The 17,140-nt window shown below is 41.3% G+C and carries 18 protein-coding genes; 11 read left to right on the top strand and 7 right to left on the bottom strand.

Going from position 1 to position 17,140, the window contains the following annotated elements; all coding sequences use genetic code 11:
• Position 1 precedes the first annotated feature (1 nt).
• On the top strand, positions 2-3,079 hold the full coding sequence (locus ACM0OY_RS19375) for a PAS domain S-box protein (protein ID WP_414570479.1): 3,078 nt from the start codon (positions 2-4) through the stop codon (positions 3,077-3,079).
• Between the two features lie 275 nt (positions 3,080-3,354).
• Here ACM0OY_RS19375 and ACM0OY_RS19370 read toward each other — a convergent pair whose 3' ends face one another.
• The 3 genes from ACM0OY_RS19370 to cbiD form a co-directional block, all read right to left on the bottom strand.
• Positions 3,355-3,690, bottom strand: coding sequence for a DUF29 domain-containing protein (locus tag ACM0OY_RS19370; RefSeq protein ID WP_414570478.1), 336 nt, complete (start codon positions 3,688-3,690; stop codon positions 3,355-3,357).
• Positions 3,691-3,868: 178 nt separating this feature from the next.
• The gene (guaA, locus tag ACM0OY_RS19365; RefSeq protein WP_414570477.1) at positions 3,869-5,491 is read right to left on the bottom strand and encodes a glutamine-hydrolyzing GMP synthase; all 1,623 of its coding nucleotides are present in this window, start codon (positions 5,489-5,491) and stop codon (positions 3,869-3,871) included.
• Between the two features lie 232 nt (positions 5,492-5,723).
• Positions 5,724-6,839, bottom strand: a complete 1,116-nt coding sequence (gene cbiD / locus ACM0OY_RS19360; protein WP_414570476.1) for a cobalt-precorrin-5B (C(1))-methyltransferase CbiD — start codon at positions 6,837-6,839, stop codon at positions 5,724-5,726.
• Positions 6,840-6,987: 148 nt separating this feature from the next.
• On the opposite strand from cbiD, the gene ACM0OY_RS19355 reads away from it, so the two are divergent.
• Together ACM0OY_RS19355 and ACM0OY_RS19350 are read left to right on the top strand one after the other, a co-directional pair.
• Entirely contained in the window at positions 6,988-7,206 is a 219-nt protein-coding gene (locus ACM0OY_RS19355; RefSeq protein ID WP_414570475.1) for a DUF433 domain-containing protein, read from the top strand.
• Between the two features lies 1 nt (position 7,207).
• Entirely contained in the window at positions 7,208-7,453 is a 246-nt protein-coding gene (locus tag ACM0OY_RS19350) for a DUF5615 family PIN-like protein (RefSeq protein ID WP_414570474.1), read from the top strand.
• A gap of 93 nt (positions 7,454-7,546) precedes the next feature.
• On the opposite strand, the gene ACM0OY_RS19345 is transcribed toward ACM0OY_RS19350, so the two are convergent.
• The 3 genes from ACM0OY_RS19345 to ACM0OY_RS19335 all read right to left on the bottom strand — a co-directional run bounded on the left by ACM0OY_RS19345 (position 7,547) and on the right by ACM0OY_RS19335 (position 9,653).
• Positions 7,547-7,843 carry a hypothetical protein gene (locus ACM0OY_RS19345; protein ID WP_414570473.1) on the bottom strand — a complete coding sequence of 99 codons (297 nt, stop codon included), beginning with the start codon at positions 7,841-7,843 and terminating at the stop codon, positions 7,547-7,549.
• Between the two features lie 46 nt (positions 7,844-7,889).
• Positions 7,890-8,486 carry a DUF3177 family protein gene (locus ACM0OY_RS19340; protein ID WP_414570472.1) on the bottom strand — a complete coding sequence of 199 codons (597 nt, stop codon included), beginning with the start codon at positions 8,484-8,486 and terminating at the stop codon, positions 7,890-7,892.
• Positions 8,487-9,407: 921 nt separating this feature from the next.
• Positions 9,408-9,653: a Calvin cycle protein CP12 gene (locus tag ACM0OY_RS19335; protein WP_414570471.1), complete on the bottom strand. Its 246-nt coding sequence runs from the start codon at positions 9,651-9,653 to the stop codon at positions 9,408-9,410.
• Between the two features lie 374 nt (positions 9,654-10,027).
• Here ACM0OY_RS19335 and ACM0OY_RS19330 point away from each other — a divergent pair, with 374 nt between their 5' ends.
• Positions 10,028-11,260, top strand: coding sequence for an FIST N-terminal domain-containing protein (locus ACM0OY_RS19330; protein WP_414570470.1), 1,233 nt, complete (start codon positions 10,028-10,030; stop codon positions 11,258-11,260).
• A gap of 178 nt (positions 11,261-11,438) precedes the next feature.
• Here ACM0OY_RS19330 and ACM0OY_RS19325 read toward each other — a convergent pair whose 3' ends face one another.
• The gene (locus ACM0OY_RS19325; protein ID WP_414570469.1) at positions 11,439-12,560 is read right to left on the bottom strand and encodes a metallophosphoesterase family protein; all 1,122 of its coding nucleotides are present in this window, start codon (positions 12,558-12,560) and stop codon (positions 11,439-11,441) included.
• A gap of 245 nt (positions 12,561-12,805) precedes the next feature.
• On the opposite strand from ACM0OY_RS19325, the gene trmB reads away from it, so the two are divergent.
• The 7 genes from trmB to ACM0OY_RS19290 all read left to right on the top strand — a co-directional run bounded on the left by trmB (position 12,806) and on the right by ACM0OY_RS19290 (position 17,113).
• Complete coding sequence (gene trmB / locus ACM0OY_RS19320; RefSeq protein WP_414570468.1) at positions 12,806-13,462, top strand: tRNA (guanosine(46)-N7)-methyltransferase TrmB; 657 nt, start codon at positions 12,806-12,808, stop codon at positions 13,460-13,462.
• A 319-nt stretch (positions 13,463-13,781) separates the two neighbouring features.
• Entirely contained in the window at positions 13,782-14,987 is a 1,206-nt protein-coding gene (locus ACM0OY_RS19315) for a phosphotransferase family protein (protein ID WP_414570467.1), read from the top strand.
• 697 nt (positions 14,988-15,684) lie between these two features.
• Entirely contained in the window at positions 15,685-15,870 is a 186-nt protein-coding gene (locus tag ACM0OY_RS19310; protein WP_414570466.1) for a hypothetical protein, read from the top strand.
• A 90-nt stretch (positions 15,871-15,960) separates the two neighbouring features.
• A complete protein-coding gene (locus ACM0OY_RS19305) occupies positions 15,961-16,134 on the top strand; it encodes a hypothetical protein (RefSeq protein ID WP_414570465.1) in 174 nt (57 codons plus the stop codon).
• 93 nt (positions 16,135-16,227) lie between these two features.
• The gene (locus ACM0OY_RS19300; protein WP_414570464.1) at positions 16,228-16,395 is read left to right on the top strand and encodes a hypothetical protein; all 168 of its coding nucleotides are present in this window, start codon (positions 16,228-16,230) and stop codon (positions 16,393-16,395) included.
• Between the two features lie 42 nt (positions 16,396-16,437).
• On the top strand, positions 16,438-16,629 hold the full coding sequence (locus tag ACM0OY_RS19295) for a hypothetical protein (protein WP_414570463.1): 192 nt from the start codon (positions 16,438-16,440) through the stop codon (positions 16,627-16,629).
• A 301-nt stretch (positions 16,630-16,930) separates the two neighbouring features.
• A complete protein-coding gene (locus ACM0OY_RS19290; protein ID WP_414570462.1) occupies positions 16,931-17,113 on the top strand; it encodes a hypothetical protein in 183 nt (60 codons plus the stop codon).
• Positions 17,114-17,140 lie beyond the last annotated feature (27 nt).

Raw genomic sequence — 17,140 nt, 5'->3', positions numbered from 1 at the left:
CATGGTACAACCGCTAACCGTTTTAATCATTGATGATTCTCCTGAAGACCGACAGGTTTATCGTCGCTATCTTCTGCAAGACCAAGAACACAGCTACACAATTCTCGCCGCAGAATCGGGAGAAGAAGCGTTGGCATTATGTCAACAGTTGCAGCCTCAGGGAATATTATTAGACTTTCTGCTGCCAGACATGGATGGACTGGAATTTCTAGCAGAATTACGGCAGCAGTCAAAGGCAACTATGCCAGCTGTAGTTATGTTAACAGGATATGGCAACGAGTCTGTAGCTGTCCAGGCGATGAAAAGTGGTGTCCAAGATTATCTGATCAAGGGGCAGACAACAGCAGAACGTTTGCGTTCTACTATCTACTCAGCAATTAAAAACACTCAGTTACGCCAGCAACTACAAGGCAGTGAGGAACGTTTTCGCACCTCGGTGGAAAATATGCTCGACTGTTTTGGCATTTACTCAGCCATTCGTAACCAGATGGGTGAAATACTTGATTTTTGTGTTGATTATGTAAATGCGGCGGCTTGTGAATTTAGCCACATAAGTAAGGAGAAACAGCTTGGTAAAGGACTGTGCGAAATTCTCCCGAATTTTCGAGAAAGTGACTTGTTTAATGAGTGTTGCCAAGTTGTAGAAACGGGTAATCCTTTGGTGAAAGAGTCACTCATCTACACTTCCAATTTTGATAGCAACCAGCTGCTAACTAAAACTATCGATATTCGCATCACCAAAATGGGAGATGGGTTTGTTGCTTCCTGGCGGGATGTAACTGAGAAATACCAAGCACAGGAAAGATTGCGCCAGAGTCAGCAGTTTATTGAACGCATTGCTGAAACTACTCCTGGAATGTTGTATGTTTACGACTTAGTTAAACAGCAGAATGTCTATATTAATAGTCAGGTTAGTAAATTGCTTGGCTATACCCAAGAGCAAATTCAACAAATGGGAACACAGTTCTTACCCAAAATCATGCATCCTGAGGATTTAGCTCGATTTCCTAATCTATTCCAAGAACTTGGCTCAACTCAAGATCGCAGCATCGTGGAAAATGAATATCGGATGCGACACGTCAATGGAGAATGGCGTTGGTTTTTTAGTAGAGATACGATATTCACCAGAAATCCTGATGGTTCGCCACGCCAAATCATCGGTACAACCTTTGATATCACAGAACGTAAGCAAACCGAGGAACAGCTACGTTTAAGCAACGAGCGTTTCCAACTAGCAGCGGCGGCCGTTAATTGCCTAATTTATGACTGGGATCTGCAAACCGACAGGGTTGAGAGAACTGAAGGATTAACTAAAATTTTGGGTTACTCCTTAAAGGAGATACCAACAACCCATCAATGGTGGAAAGAGCAAATTCATCCCGAAGATAGAGAGCGTTTAGTCGATCGCTTCCACACTATAATTTCTGCTAATCAAAATCACTATACGGTTGAGTATCGGGCACGACATAAAGACCAGGAATATCGATATGTGCTGGATCAGGGAGTGATTAGACGAGATGCTAATGGCCAGGTAATTAGGGCCGTGGGTAGTACGACAGATATTAGCGATCGCAAACGTGCCGAAGTTGCTTTGCAAGAGAGTGAAGCTAAGTTCCGCCGCATTGTCGAATCTAATATAGTTGGTATTTATTTCGGCGACTTCAGCGGTCGAGTTTATGAAGCAAATGACGCTTTCTTAGAAACCTTCGGCTACACTCGTGAAGATTTGGCAGCCAGAATCATCCGCTGGAATTCCATGACACCGCCAGAATATCAAACCCTCGACCAACAAAAAATTCAAGAACTGGAAGTCTCTGGTGTTTGCACTCCTTTCGAGAAGGAATATCTTCACAAAAATGGTACTCGTATTCCAGTTTTACTGGGAATTGCCCGGATAGAAAGCACAAAGGACAACGGTTATAGCGTCTGCTTCGTTCTCGACCTCACCCAACGCAAACGTGCCGAACTAGCCCTGCGTGAAAGCGAAGAACGCTACCGCTACTTATGCAATGCCATGCCACAGCTTGTCTGGATCTGCAATGCTCAGGGCGAATGCGAACATGTTAATGAACGCTGGTATGAATTTACTGGGCAAAGCGTTGAGGAAGCGATAGGGTTTGGCTGGCAAAAAGTTATTCATCCAGACGACATTGAAGGAGCTATGGCAGGATGGACTCAAGCCTTGCAAAGAGGGGAACTTTACCAACAGGAAATCCGCTATCAAAAACGCGATGGTAGCTCTTCTTGGCATCTAGTACGAGGTGTGCCCATCAAGAACGAACAAGGAAGTATCATCAAGTGGTTTGGTACGAGTACAGATATTGACGATCGCAAACACTTAGAAGCCGAACGCAACCAACTTTTCCAACTTGAGCAAGTCGCCCGCGCCCAAGCCGAAGCTGCTAACCGCACTAAAGATGAGTTTGTGGCAATGGTTTCCCATGACCTGCGCTCTCCGCTCAACGCCATTCTGGGCTGGGTACAACTGCTGCGGACTCGCAAATTCGATGAAGCCAACCTTGCTAAAGCTCTCGAAACCATCGAACGCAATGCTAGGTCTCAGGAAAAACTTCTCGAAGACCTACTAAATATGTCTCGCATCGTCCAAGGTAAGCTACAACTTGAGGTCAGCCAAGTGAATCTCGGAGCAGTTGTAGGCGCAGCAATAGAAACTGCTTATCCATCTGCAAACGCCAAAAATATTCGCTTAGAGTCCATAATTGACAGGTCAATTTCCACAATTTCCGGCGATATCAACCGTTTGCTGCAAGTTTTCGGAAATTTACTCGCCAACGCTATTAAATTTACCCCGTCAGGAGGACAAGTAGAAGTTAGATTGTTTCGCAATGGCTCTCATGCCGAAATCACAGTTAGCGATACTGGTATTGGCATCAGCCCAGAGTTTCTGCCCTACGTTTTTGAACGCTATCATCAAGGACATTCCAATTACAAACAAGGCGGTTTAGGGCTGGGTTTGGCCATCGCCCGTCATCTGGTGGAATTACATGGCGGCTCTATTCAAGTTGCTAGTCCTGGCGTTGGGCAAGGAGCTACTTTTACCATCAAGCTGCCCTTCTAAAAATTAAAAATTTATACCTTGAACTTGACACAAATCAAAGTAGTTATAGCAGTAGCCAATAATAACCAAGAATTTGAGAATATCAAAAAAGCCTGTAATTAGTCAACTCCTCAAACAAGGCAAATTCGTTGAGTTATTGAGAAATATTCGCGTAAAATCAACATAACTTAATCAAATTGATAATTTTTGTAAACTTTAGTTGTATGGTATTATTCCATCATCTGATTACTTGCAGATGAGCCTGGATAAAAGCGATCGCTAATAATATTCTCCAATCAATATAAACATTGTTGCGCAAAAATTGACAGCGGCAAATTTGTTTCTCCTGATGCTAAATCTCTAGCATTTTCATCAGCTTCCTGGAGTAATTCTGCTAAATAAGATTTTAAACTAGGATTTTCATTCAACAACTTCAGAGTCTCCCGCCTTTGCACGCGAATTGTAGCTAACCAACTCCGACTACGTTGTTCTGCTTGATATTGCCATTTCAGCAAATGTCCAATTAAGATACTGAGGCAATTTCTCAATTTTTGGCGTTCTTTTCTGCCCAAGGATTCAATTTCCTCAATTAAATTGGACAAATCTAATTGACTCCATTGGTAATGACGCAATAAGTTAGCCTGCTGTTGAGTCCAGGCATGAAAATTAGTTTCATAGGGTTCGCACTTTTCGCTGTTTGCCCTATTTGTGGTGTTTGCATGGTGGGATCGAAACCTGACGATGTTTTCCCAATTTTAGTATTTAGTGAAAGGGAAAGAAAAACTCATCTTCCCCTTACCAAAAACTAACTTATTCCCATTCAATGGTTCCAGGCGGCTTGGAAGTGATGTCATAAACCACCCGATTCACCCCTTTGACTTCATTGACAATTCGAGTAGAAATCACTTCCAGCACATCGTAAGGCACTCTTGCCCAATCTGCTGTCATGCCATCTTCACTAGTGACAATCCGCAAAACGATGGGGTAAGCATAGGTACGTTGATCTCCCATAACACCAACGCTACGAATTGGCAGCAATACAGCAAATGCTTGCCAAAAGCTATGATACAAGCCGCGTTGGTTAATTTCTTGGCGCACAATTAAATCGGCATCGCGCAAAATATTTAAGCGTTCGGCGGTGACTTCACCCAGAATCCGAATTGCCAAACCAGGGCCAGGGAAAGGTTGGCGTTGAACAATTTCTTCTGGTAAACCAATGGAACGCCCAACTTTGCGGACTTCATCTTTAAATAGTTTCCGCAGTGGTTCCACTAATTTAAATCGTAAGTCTTTGGGTAAACCACCGACATTGTGATGGCTCTTAATTTTCACTGCTACGCGTTCACCAGTTTGGGGATCGACGTTGGTATCAGCAGATTCGATGACATCTGGATAAAGAGTCCCTTGAGCCAGATAATCAAAGTGGCCGAGACGTTTAGATGTTTCTTCAAATACTCGAATGAATTCGTGTCCGATGCGGCGACGTTTTTCTTCAGGATCTGTAACGCCAGAAATGTTGGCTAAAAAGCGATCGCGAGCATTCACGTATTCTACAGGAATATGAAACTGCTCTTGGAACAGCTTCACCAATCGCTCTGGCTCGTATTTCCGCATAAAGCCTTGGTCAATAAACACACAAGTTAGCTGGTCACCAATGGCTTTATATAACAAGAAGGCCAAAGTTGAAGAATCCACACCCCCAGACAATGCCAACAACACCCGCTTTTCACCAACTCTGGCGCGAATTTCCCGAATTGCTTCTTCCACAAAAGCCGCTGTTGTCCAAGTGGGTTCGCAATCGCAGATATGGTAGACAAAATTCCGAATTAATGCTATGCCGCCAAGTGAATGTACTACCTCTGGATGAAACTGCACGCCGTAAAGTTTTCTTTCGTGGTCAGCAATGGCAGCACAGGGGGTATTTTCTGTATGCGCCAGCAATTCAAACCCCGGTGGCATTTGGGTAACTGAGTCTCCGTGACTCATCCACATGGTAGTACCGTCTTCAACATTGGTGAGCAAATCTGTGGGATCATCTATATATAATGATGCTTTGCCATATTCGCCCCGGTCGGCCTTTGCCACTTCCCCACCCAATTGATTCACCATCAGCTGCATTCCGTAGCAAACACCCAAGATGGGTATTCCCAAATTCCAGATTTCTGGGTCACAATGGGGAGCCTTATCGCCATAAACCGAACTCGGCCCACCAGAGAGGATGATTCCCTTAGGATTGAGTTGGCGCAAATGTGCAGAACTAGTGCGATAAGACAAAACTTCAGAGTATACTTGAGTCTCGCGGATGCGACGGGCAATCAGCTCGGAATATTGGGAGCCGAAGTCCAAAATCACAATCAATTGGCGATTCAGCTGCCCAAAGTTTTCTAATGTTTCGGGAGCCTGTTCTGTTGGTAGAGTCACCGCTGTATTCATGACGGGGAGAGTTATGTCTGTGAAGGATAAATGATGCCCTGGGATCTTTATAGCTTGATGCTATTATTCAGCCTGGGCAGGCTGATAATGGTATAAACAACCTTGACAAACGCGTATTTATATGCGGTCGTCTATTTTCTGAGTCGGAGATGGTATTAGAAGGATAAACTTACACGAAAGAGATTACTTAAAAGATTATTTATGTGAATTGTTTACGATTATTCATAATAAGTTAACATAATTTTCCCACTAGCAGACCACCAGTTTCACTCTTCACGATAATTTTGCGATCGCGGTCAAACAGAACAGAACCACAGACTGTAACTTCTGTGCCTCTTTGGCTATGGCTTTGGATGTATTCTTGGGAACGAGCGTCGATGGTTTGGGCGATCGCACTGTAAACTTGATTTACCCAATCACTCCCCGTGGAAGCGTCTAGGGAGCGTAAGTATTTTAATGCGGCTTCGGCGGTAGGGCTGTCAAATATAGCTTGGATATCTGGTGATTTTAAACCGGCGATCGCACAGTGGGCTGCTAAAATTTCCCGGCGTCCATCAGCTAGGTGGTGATGGGTGTGAAAAATCCCTCCTGCTAACTTCATCAGCTTGCCGTGATAGCCAAATAATAAGATTTCTTTCACACCCAGCACATCAGCTTCTACTAGCATTGGGCCAAGCCAGTTAGCAGTTTTCACCAATTGTTCGGGATTAATTCCTAGTTTTCGCGCTAAATCTAGACCATTCTCGCCGATACAAAATACCAAACTCTCAAAACGACTAGCTTTATTTTGTAACTCAGCCCGAAAAGCTGCAAGTTGGTCGGGAGTACTTAAAGGTTGGGAAATGCCGGTTGTGCCTAAAAGCGAAAGTCCTTCAACCACACCAAAAGCAGAATTTGAAGTGCGAACAGCAAGCGATCGCCCTTGGGGTAGAATAATCGTCACCGTGATTTTTTCTTTGCCTGCCAACATCCGTTGCAAATTCTCTTGCAACAACCTCCGAGCATAGGCATAAATAGCCGGCTGGTCGTCAGCATTCGCCTGTCTGCCAATTCCTTCGCCACCTTGAATAATTACAGCCTCTTCACCCTCTTCTCGCCATTCCACCAATGCCCAAATCGGTGTATCTTTAGTCAAGTCAAGATTATCACCAGGGTCACTACGGGTAATTGCCAAAGCTGTATTCTCAGACAGTCCCGCTACCTGTTCAATTGGGATTTCTGCGATTTGGTTTGGTTCAATTAGATCTATCGACGCTAGAGTTAAGGGCTGGCGATCGTGTAACCAGTGTAAAGCAGCAACAGCCGCAGCGCAGGCAAAAACGGGAAGCGTGTATCCAGAACGGGACATTTTTTAAATTTAAAAGTCAAAATTGAAGACAATTTGAGATGGCAATTTAGACCCATTTGTAGACCGCGATCGCTGGGAGAGCAGTTTGGGAACTCTGACTCAGATATAGCTAAACTATAAACATGAGAACAGGAACGATCAAATAGCTATGCTTAAGAACTCCTCAATCATTAGCGCATCACCCGAAATTATGGGCGGGACTCCGGTTTTTACTGGTACGCGGGTTCCTGTGCAGACGCTTCTCGACTATCTAATGGCAGGAGAGTCAATTGATGATTTTTTAGGCGGCTTCCCAACTGTAACTAGAAAGCAAGTCCTTGCATTCCTGGAAGAAGCTGGAAGACAGGTCATCGCTATGGTGGCATAATATGAGGCTGCTTCTAGATGAGTGTATTGATCGGAAATTTGCGAGAGAATTTTCTGGCTACGAAGTGAAAACAGTTCCACAGATGAAATGGGCGGGAGTCAAGAATCGTCAACTTCTTGCCCTCGCTGAGGTAGAGTTTGATGTTTTCATAACAGTTGATCGCAACTTATCGTTTCAACAGAATCTACCACAGTTCAATATTGCGGTAATTGTTTTGCAAGTATCATCCAACCGATTAGCGGATTGAAAGCCTCTGGCATCCGGGATTTTAGCTATTTTAAGTATGGTAACTAAAGGGCAAGCTACGATAGTCAGTGAGTAAATATAAATTATTAATTACTTAGACTCCTACTTCTGATAATAGAGCTTGCATAGCTTCCCAAGAAACTCCTTGTTGAATATAACGAGGTGCTTCAGGATTGTAAGGACTAGCTACTCGGTCAATGTTGAGAATAATTGCCCCATCTGGGAAAACGGGCACATCTGGATCGAATGCTGTTGGGTGCATCAAAGAACTAGAAAAACCTTTGAAAACAGCAATTGTATCTTCTTCTCCAGCAATTTCTACCGTTACCAGTAAGACTTCTTGGGGGCGTTTAGCAGTATATTGTTCCAGTCGCTTACCAATGGAATTCATTTTTTGAAGTTGAAATTTTCAATTTTGAATTGAAGCAAAACAACTATTATTGAGGTGTAGCTGTGCGTCCCTGCTTGCCTAGCTTAATGAGGACAAAATAACTTAGGTACAGCACATAAATTACTAAACTAGTTATGCCAAGAAAACCTAAGAACTCAGCTTTGCTATTAGCATGAAAATATTCTTTAAACATTAACGGAGCCTCAAACCAGACGCGACAATAGGGCGTCTTCAGCAGATTACCAGAAAAAGCACAACCTAAAAAAAGCGTAGAAGCTACTGCGCCTAAAAGACAATAAACAGTTGTAGCCCAGCGCCAAGAAGTAAAAATAAACTTTAAAGATCCACTGGTTTGATACTCAATTTCATCGTTGAGATCCACCCAAAACCATAGTGAAATTGGGATCAAAATCCGAGCCATCAATCCAGAAATAAAGCTAACTGGATACTGGGCAATCATGAGATAAACAGTTATTGCCAGCAGGCTTGATACTCGCCAGTATATACTTAACAACCGTTGTATGCTTTCTGCTTTTTGCACAAATGCCCAAATCAGCAGAATTAGGGGAATAATTACCAAAAATAATACTGCTAGTCGATAATCAATCCAGACAAAAGGGCGAAACCAAACATTATAATCCATAGTCTTTCTCAAATGATAAATAAAACATTTTTAACCAAAAGTGAATATCTATAACAGATACAAATCTACGTTGTAAACTGTAATTTTCAGTTTAAGTGAGTAGACAGTAGTGAGTAGAAATTTCTAAATTACGCAAATGATACCCAAATTAGTATGAGAAATTTTTGTTCAACTAAATCAACTCGGACATACTTCTAAGCTATTAACTATAGCAATTCTATGCCAGTTGTGAAAATTACTTTTCAAGACAGGCTACTGCTAAGGACGCAAAGAAGAAGCAGCGCGTAGCGTGGGTTCCTCCCGTTGTAGCGACTGCCGTCGCAAGACGTAAAAAGAGAAAATTTCATTACCTCAAGGATAATTTTAAGTTGGGTGTTACCGCTTCCCTAACACTAACGCAGGGCTGTTCTAACCTACGTAGTTCAAGGTTTTTAGGTCTAACACTAAACAGACTGTACTATAAAATACGTTTGTAGGGGCGCACAAATGCACGCCCCTACAGCTAGCTAATTTGTTACAAAAATTTTTGCAATCCGTATTACAAAATGAAATTTTGCAACTTAGTTAATTGATTTTCCTGAGTTTTCTATTTGCCAGAACAACAAGCAACTCTAAGATTCTAAATTTTGATTTTGCACCTACTGATATGTAGTAGCATCAGGAAGAGTTAGAAAACTAACCCATCGCCCATACATTTAGTAGTTTTGAACAAAAACCCGAGTTTTATAGGGTGTAAAGGTTTACTTACCCAATATAAATGCTTAACTCTGGATGTTTCACCAATTCTCTACCAGTTGGCAAACATGGTGAAAAGGTAAGAGTGTGATTTTAGACCGGAGTGATGCCAAGGTGCAAGATATCAGTAAATAGATCCTGGTTAGCTGCTGAGTAAACAAACAAAAAATTTGCTGGTCTCAATTTCTAGTCATCGTAAACTCGGCATTCAATTGCGTCTGGGTTATCATCACAATACTGTTCAAAAGAGTTTTTTGGCTTGCTTTGGCGTTGGTGAGAAGCTTCGGCTTGTAATTCTTCTACTGCATCCCAAGCAGCAGCACACTCTGGTGAGTTGCTACCACTGATATCACAGACAGTACGTGCTTGTTCCACTTCTTGTTGGATTTGTTCTTGGATGTCGCCCTTTGCTGTTTCTTGAATGTTGGTCATTGTTTTAGTCTCGTTGTGTGTTGTTAGTACTAGTATAGAAAAACTTCAAAAATGGCAGTTTTTGGTTTTATTACTAACCATTTTAACCACTTGGCTGATAATTAAGTTAATGTTTGAGTCTATCGATCTCTAACCAATACAGCAAACCGTGACATTTATAATGCATTCACCTTTATTTTTTAAGATTTTATGGAATCAGTACTACAGATAGATAATCATACAATATATTTAGATGCATGTATTAGGGAATGACAACCCCGGTTTCCTGGGATGGCGAATACAAACAACTGGGGTCAACTCTTGTAGGATGCAATTCTTCTCAAAATGGAAAATCAAAAACTACTAGCCTAAAAAGCAAAAGAAGCCCAAAACTCATGGCAGACCAAATGCAGTGGGCAAACGCCCTATCAACCCATCATTCATTGGAAGCAGCAGTCGCAGATGTGGTACAACGAGCTGTCTCATCGTTAACAGCACCTGCGGATTTAGGGCTGGTATTCATTTCGTCTGCTTTTACGAGTGAGTATTCTCGACTATTACCTTTGTTGGCTGAAAAACTTTCTGTGCCAGTGCTAATTGGCTGTAGTGGTGGAGGTGTAATTGGGACCACAGTTAGCGGACAAACCCAAGAACTAGAAGCTGAACCAGCTATCAGTTTGACTTTAGCGCACCTTCCAGGGGTGCAGGTTCAAGTATTTCATGTTGTTGCTGAAGAATTACCTGACTTGGACAGTTCTCCAGATGCTTGGCTTGATTTGGTTGGTGTACCACCATCACCAACACCCCAGTTCATTTTGCTGTCTAGTTCTTTCGCCTCTGGAATCAACGATTTGTTGCAGGGGCTGGATTTTGCTTATCCAGGATCGGTAATAGTGGGGGGACAAGCTAGTGGCGGGGGTATGGGTGGTCGTGTTGCCTTATTTTGTAAAGATGACTATGGCGATTTGGGTCAAAGCTTGTATCGTGAGGGCACTATTGGCATAGCTTTGACTGGGAATATTGTTTTGGAAACGATTGTCGCCCAAGGATGCAGGCCTATTGGCAAACCGTTGCAAGTCACAAAAGCCGATCGCAATATCATTCTAGAGTTAGATGAGCAAGTGCCTTTAGTTGTATTACGAGATTTGATTGCCAGTCTCAGTGAAGAGGAACGAACTTTAGCACAACACTCCTTGTTTGTGGGTGTGGCAATGGATGAATTTAAGCTAGCTTTACAGCAGGGAGACTTTTTAATTCGCGGTATTCTAGGTGTAGATCCTACAGCAGGAGCGATCGCAATTGGCGATCGCGTTCGTCCCGGTCAAAGGCTGCAATTCCACCTCCGCGATGCCGAAGCCTCTGCCGAAGATTTAGAGTTACTCCTTCAAAGTTATCAAGATCAACGGAACTCCGAACCATCTGCCGTAGCTGCTTTGATGTTTGCCTGTCTGGGAAGAGGTGAAGGACTATATGGTAAACCCAATTTTGATTCGGAACTTTTTGGGCGTTACCTCAAAGATATTCCTGTAGGTGGCTTTTTCTGTGGTGGTGAAATCGGCCCTGTTGGCGGCAGAACCTTCTTACACGCCTATACTTCAGCATTTGGAATTTGCCGGCAAAATCAATAAGTGGGGACTGGGGACAAATCAATTCAAAATTCAAAATTCAAAATTCAAAATTAAATAACTCCTGGGCACTGGAAATTGGCGAACTAGAGGAGATTTTCCCCTGATGCCCCATGCCCCATGCCCCATGCCCCATGCCCCATGCCCCATGCCCCATGCCCAATCTAAAATCTAAAATTGCTTAATTCAGCAAAAGTGTGCTGTTATTATCAATCAAAGTCAGAGTTTGACTGCTGGCGATGCTTGAGTTGGGCTGTGATGCACCATAAGTTTGAATGTAGTGGCGCACTTCTTGGGGAAAATGGGGGTAGTCTAACACGGCATCACCATCGGCAATAGTCGCCCAGAAGTCACGCAAACCAGGAGCTAATTCTTTTGCCTGCGATAATGGTAAGTTTAATGGAGAGTTAGTTAGTAGTTTGATTAAAAATGGGAAAGAGCGATCGCCCATCCACTGCCGTGATGACTGCTGCAAATTCGGAAAGTCAGGTACTGACTCTACTCTATGGGATAAAATTTGCAACCATTCTCTACCTTGGCTATCCCGACGAAATTCTAGCACCCGATAAGGATGAGGATAGCTCACTAAAGAACCGGTGGTAATATCATATACCCCTTGTGAATAAGCAACATCCTGAACGTGCAAATGTCCAGTAAACACTAGTTTGACTCCGTAGCGGCTGAGTAACTGCAACAATTGTGCTGAATTCGCCAGCATATAGCGATTTGCCAGTGGGTGACGCGATTGATTGGGCAAATGCTCAACCACATTATGATGCACCATTACCAAAATTAATTCATCACCAGATGCCGCCAGCACTTCTTCTAACCAACGTAGCTGTTTGATATCCAAACATCCCACCTGCTCACCTTGGTCATTAAAAAAGTTAGAATTCAATCCAATCAGCTTCACTCCAGGTAGCAACTCACGAATGTAGTAAATCTGGCGTGGATCTTCATAGCCACACTTAGTGTAATAGTAGGGAAAATCTGCAAAAGCAATTGATTGTTGATCGGCTAAAAGTACAGGAACATCATGATTACCAGGAACAACATAGACGGGAAAAGGTAGCTGGGCTAAGCGCTGTTGCAACCAAGCGTGATTTTCAGGTTCGCCATGCTGGGTTAAATCTCCTGGCAACAACAGGAAATCTAAGTCGAGTTGTGTCAAATGTTCTAGTACACTTTCAAACGCTGAAATACTGACTTCCACCAAATGAAATCGACTAGGATGATTCCAGATTGTGTGGGGAAGTGCCAGGTGTAAGTCACTGACGATCGCAAAGCGAAAATTGAGAGTCATCGATTTAGGAAAATGTTAAAAGGAGGAGCTAAAACAAGTCTTTTCCAAAAAGTATAACCCTTACTCTATATTCCTGCTCAGGAGTCCGCCGACTTAACATTTGTATACATTGAGCATCGATTACACGCTATAGTAACAATTGACTTCAAAAGTTATGAGATGCATTGAATCAGCAAAAATGAGAAAAATTTGATTACTAAAAATTACGAATTACAAATTACGAATTACCAATAAGGAGAGTAATTTTGGCAGCAGTCCGAGTCCGCCAACATGTTAACCCGCTTGCCCAAAAGTATCAAACACCAGTAAATCCTCTTGACTGGGAAAACGTTTATGCAAAGCCAAATCAATCTCTACATTTAGATATTGGCTGTGCTAAAGGACTCTTTTTGTTGAATATGGCCAAGATAGAACCAAACTGGAATTTTTTGGGCTTAGAAATTCGGGAACCGCTGGTGGTGGAGGCTAATAAGTTACGTTCTAAGTTGGGTTTAACAAATCTGCATTACTTATTTTGCAATGTGAATAATTCCTTAGAATCGCTTTTATCTTCCCTGCCTCCAGGAAGTTTACAGCGGGTAACAATTCAATTTCCCGATCCTTGGTTTAAAACCCGCCATGCCAAACGTCGTGTAGTCCAACCAGAACTAGTAGCAGAATTAGCTAATTATCTTGCGGTTGGGGGGGTTGTATTTCTGCAATCAGATATGGAATTTATCGCTGACCAAATGCGCGATCGCTTTGCTGCTCACCCAGCTTATCAGAAAGTTGGTACAGAAGAATGGCTAACTGAAAACCCGCTACCAGTTGCCACAGAACGAGAAATATATACTCAAAACAAGGGTGAACCTGTTTATCGGGCTTTGTTTGTCAGGCGAGAGGCAGGGAATCAAGAAGAATAACAGCACAATCTCTAGACAAAAAAGTTTTCAGGGCATAAATGTTTTAGTTGCTGCTCAAAATTTGCATAGCTGCGATCGCTTCTGGCTTGAATAGAGACAGCTATTTACACTTGTCTGTTGCCTTAAAGCATTGGCAAGGTGAGTTTTTCTCCCCTTCGTCTTGTTCTCTTCAATGGGACATAAAAGTTTTAGTTGTGTCGAAGCAAAAGTTTTAACAATAGAGTCTACAATCTTCATTTTGTCTAAAATCGTAGAAGACAAAAGATTTCTTTTACTAAAAATAGCCCTGTTTAAGCTTAGTACTCATATTTGATAGCGTATGACATTTATATTGAACTCCAACAATGTTTTTGATTATTTAGTTGAACGTGACTTATTGACTCAATCAGAGCAATCTCTCACGAATATTGAAGTTGTACCTGCTAAAAACTTTAACTTATTACTCAGCCTGTCAGACGGTGGTAAGCTTCTTGTGAAGCAAGAACGGCACGATCGCGATGGAAAAACAGCAGGTGAGTTTTTAGATGAGTGGCGAATTCAAGAATTATTACAAAATTTTTCCGAACTGAATTACACAAAACCATTTTTGCCCGAAGTACTCTATTTTGATAGAGAACATTCGATTATTGTCTTTAAATACCTAGATAATTATCGGGATTTAAACGATTTCTATATGAAGGGGAATATATTCCCTCCAACAGTAGCAGCAGCTATTGGTAGTTGTATAGCAACAATCCATCGTGAGACCTTCAATTGCCAAAAATATCAGGATTTCTTCTCTCAAAATTCTGATAATATCAAATCCGATCTGGTATTGCTTTTAATTCGGAAATTGGAGCATATCGGCCCAGAAATTTTTGGTTTAGTACCTGCTGATGGATTGAAATTTTTCGCCCTCTATCAGCGATATGATAGCTTGGGACAAGCACTCAGAGAACTGAGTACAGCTTTTAGACCCCGATGCCTGACGCACAATGACCTGAAGCTCAACAATGTTCTATTGCATCAGGATTGGGAGCACTCATTCCCTCAAGCTGAAGTATCAGGAAACGGTATTGTGCGACTGATTGATTGGGAGCGATCGTCTTGGGGAGATCCAGCTTTCGATCTTGGGACAATTATTGCCAGTTATCTCCAAATTTGGCTCAATAGCTTAATTGTTAGTAAAGAGATGACTATCGATGAATCTCTGCGCTTAGCTACTACTCCCCTCGAATCCCTACAACCTTCTATTTATGCTCTGACTAGCGCTTATTTGGAGTCTTTTCCAGAAATTTTGGTTCACTATCCTGATTTTATTCAGCGAGTTGTGCAATTTTCTGGTTTGGCATTAATTCAAGCAATTCAGTCCATAATTCAGTATCAAAAATCTTTCGGCAATATGGGTATTTCTATGCTTCAGGTTGCTAAAAGTTTGTTGTGCCGCCCAGAGCAATCTATTCCTACCGTTTTTGGTACGACAGCAGCAGAACTAACCCGCCTCAGTACCTCTCGTACTGAAGTATTATCTAACCCAAGTTGCTAGCTCAAAGCAGTTTGGTTTCTAAATTTGGTAATTGTGAAATTAATTGGAAATATAATGATTATCTCTTATACCATTTCTTTGTGAGGCTGCGCCAAATTGTCTTGGCTTCCTTCCTTCCTTCTTTCTTTGTGTCCTTTGCGCCCTTAGCGGTTCGTTCCTTATATAGTTTGGCGCATCTTCATACAGAATTGGTATTAGCAATTTTCAGGAGATAACTAGTAAATTACGTTATCCCTAAAATAAGCTTTTGAGTATTAAAATCCTTGCAGTTTAGGTGAAATGACAGTCATGTTATTTCACCATTTTTTATACCTTATTTTTATTACTCAGAAAAGATTAACCTTCTGTAACACTCAGGAAATATAGAAATTCGGTTTGATTTCTAAAAAAAATCCGTACACTTCTAATATTGCCTATTGCCTGTTCTCTGCCTCTACGAGTAATTGCAAAAATCAAATACTAGTCCTATATATTGCATTGATTCAAAATATTTATAGTTGTGTTGCATGTAAAAATGTAAAGCATCTGATTTATTTAATTAGCCAATTAGAAAAAACCAAAGATGACAAAAAAGGTGTATTAAAGGAATAAAAACTACTTGCTTATCCTAGTTCATCTATTAATTCCTATGCCAAGATTTAGGCATGAACTAAAAAGTTCATCAGTCAATTTACTTTATTCAACTAGGAGAGATTTCATGGCTACTATCAAAATTCACGACTTAAGTCCTGCTGGTTCCGAACTATTTCATGATTCTGAAAGCTTCCTCAATGAGCTAACAGATGCAGAACTGGGAGTACATGGCGGTCGAGCATTAGCATCAGTGAGTATTAGTGTTACTGTAACAGTTACTTACTCTTGGACTTGGACTTGGGCTTTATAATTTTTTAGTTTTGCTTAAAAGACAGTCATATTTAGTAAAACTGTCTTTTTTGTTCATAATTCACACATTATTTTTTGAGGATGAAAACGTATGGCTACTATCAAAATTCACGACTTAAGCCCCGCTGGTTCCGAACTGTTTCAAGATTCTGAAAGCTTTCTCAATGAGTTAACAGATGAAGAACTGGGAGTAAATGGTGGTCTGAGAATCGCATCAGTCACTGTTACTGTGACAGTTACTTGGACTTGGACTTGGACTTGGTAATTTTTTAGTTTTGCTTAAAAGACAGTCCTGCTTAGTAGAACTGTCTTTTTTTTTGTTCATAATTCACACATTATTTTTTGAGGATAAAAACTGATGGCTACTATCAAAATTCATGACTTAAATCCCGTTGGTTCCGAACTATTTCAAGATTCTGAAAGCTTTCTCAATGAGCTAACAGATGCAGAATTGGGAGTACAAGGAGGTTTTAGAACACAATCATTCACTTATTGCTGGCCTGTGTCTTGGACTATCCTTTTGTAATCTTTTGTAGATAATTCACACAATACTCGAGGATGAAAAATCATGGCTAATATCAAAATCAATAACTTAAGTCCGGCTGGTTCAGAACTATTTCAAGATTCTGAAAGCTTTCTCAATGAACTCACAGATGCAGAACTAGGAACACGTGGTGGCATTATATCAATTACTTTGCCTTTGACTCCGACTTTGACTTGGACTTTCCCTTTGACTTTTACTATTATTGTGGCTGCGTAATTTTTTAGTTTTGCCTCAAAGACAGTTCTGCTTGGCGGAACTGTCTTTTTTTGTATTTCTATGTTTAAACAGATAACTTGGTAAGGTTTTAGTTCTGCTTAGATGACAGATTGTCTTAAGGCATATTTTTTAGGTTCGATAGGATAATTCAGAAAAAGAAAACATGACATAAAGGTTTTAGTTGTGCCCGAAAAAGCATTGTTTTTTTGTTGTTTTACTCAAAACAGTATGCCAAGATTTAGACATGAACTAAAAAGTTCATCATTTATTGAAAGTTACTCAATTAGGAGATTAACTCATCATGGCTAATATCAAATTGCATGACTTAAGTCCCGCTGGTTCCGAACTATTTCAAGATTCTGAAAGCTTTCTCAATGAATTAAATACTGAAGAAATAAACCACGTCAATGGAGGATTATTCTCAATCACTATCACGATTACAATCACGATTACAATCACTCTTGCTCAGTTTCAGGCTGTTTGACAAGATATAGGTTCATCACTCAATTAA

This window comes from Nostoc sp. CCY 9925 (genome assembly GCF_963920935.1).
GTDB lineage: Bacteria > Cyanobacteriota > Cyanobacteriia > Cyanobacteriales > Nostocaceae > Nostoc.
Note: the sequence above shows the minus strand (reverse complement) of the source record. Positions and strands in the feature narration are given on the sequence as shown.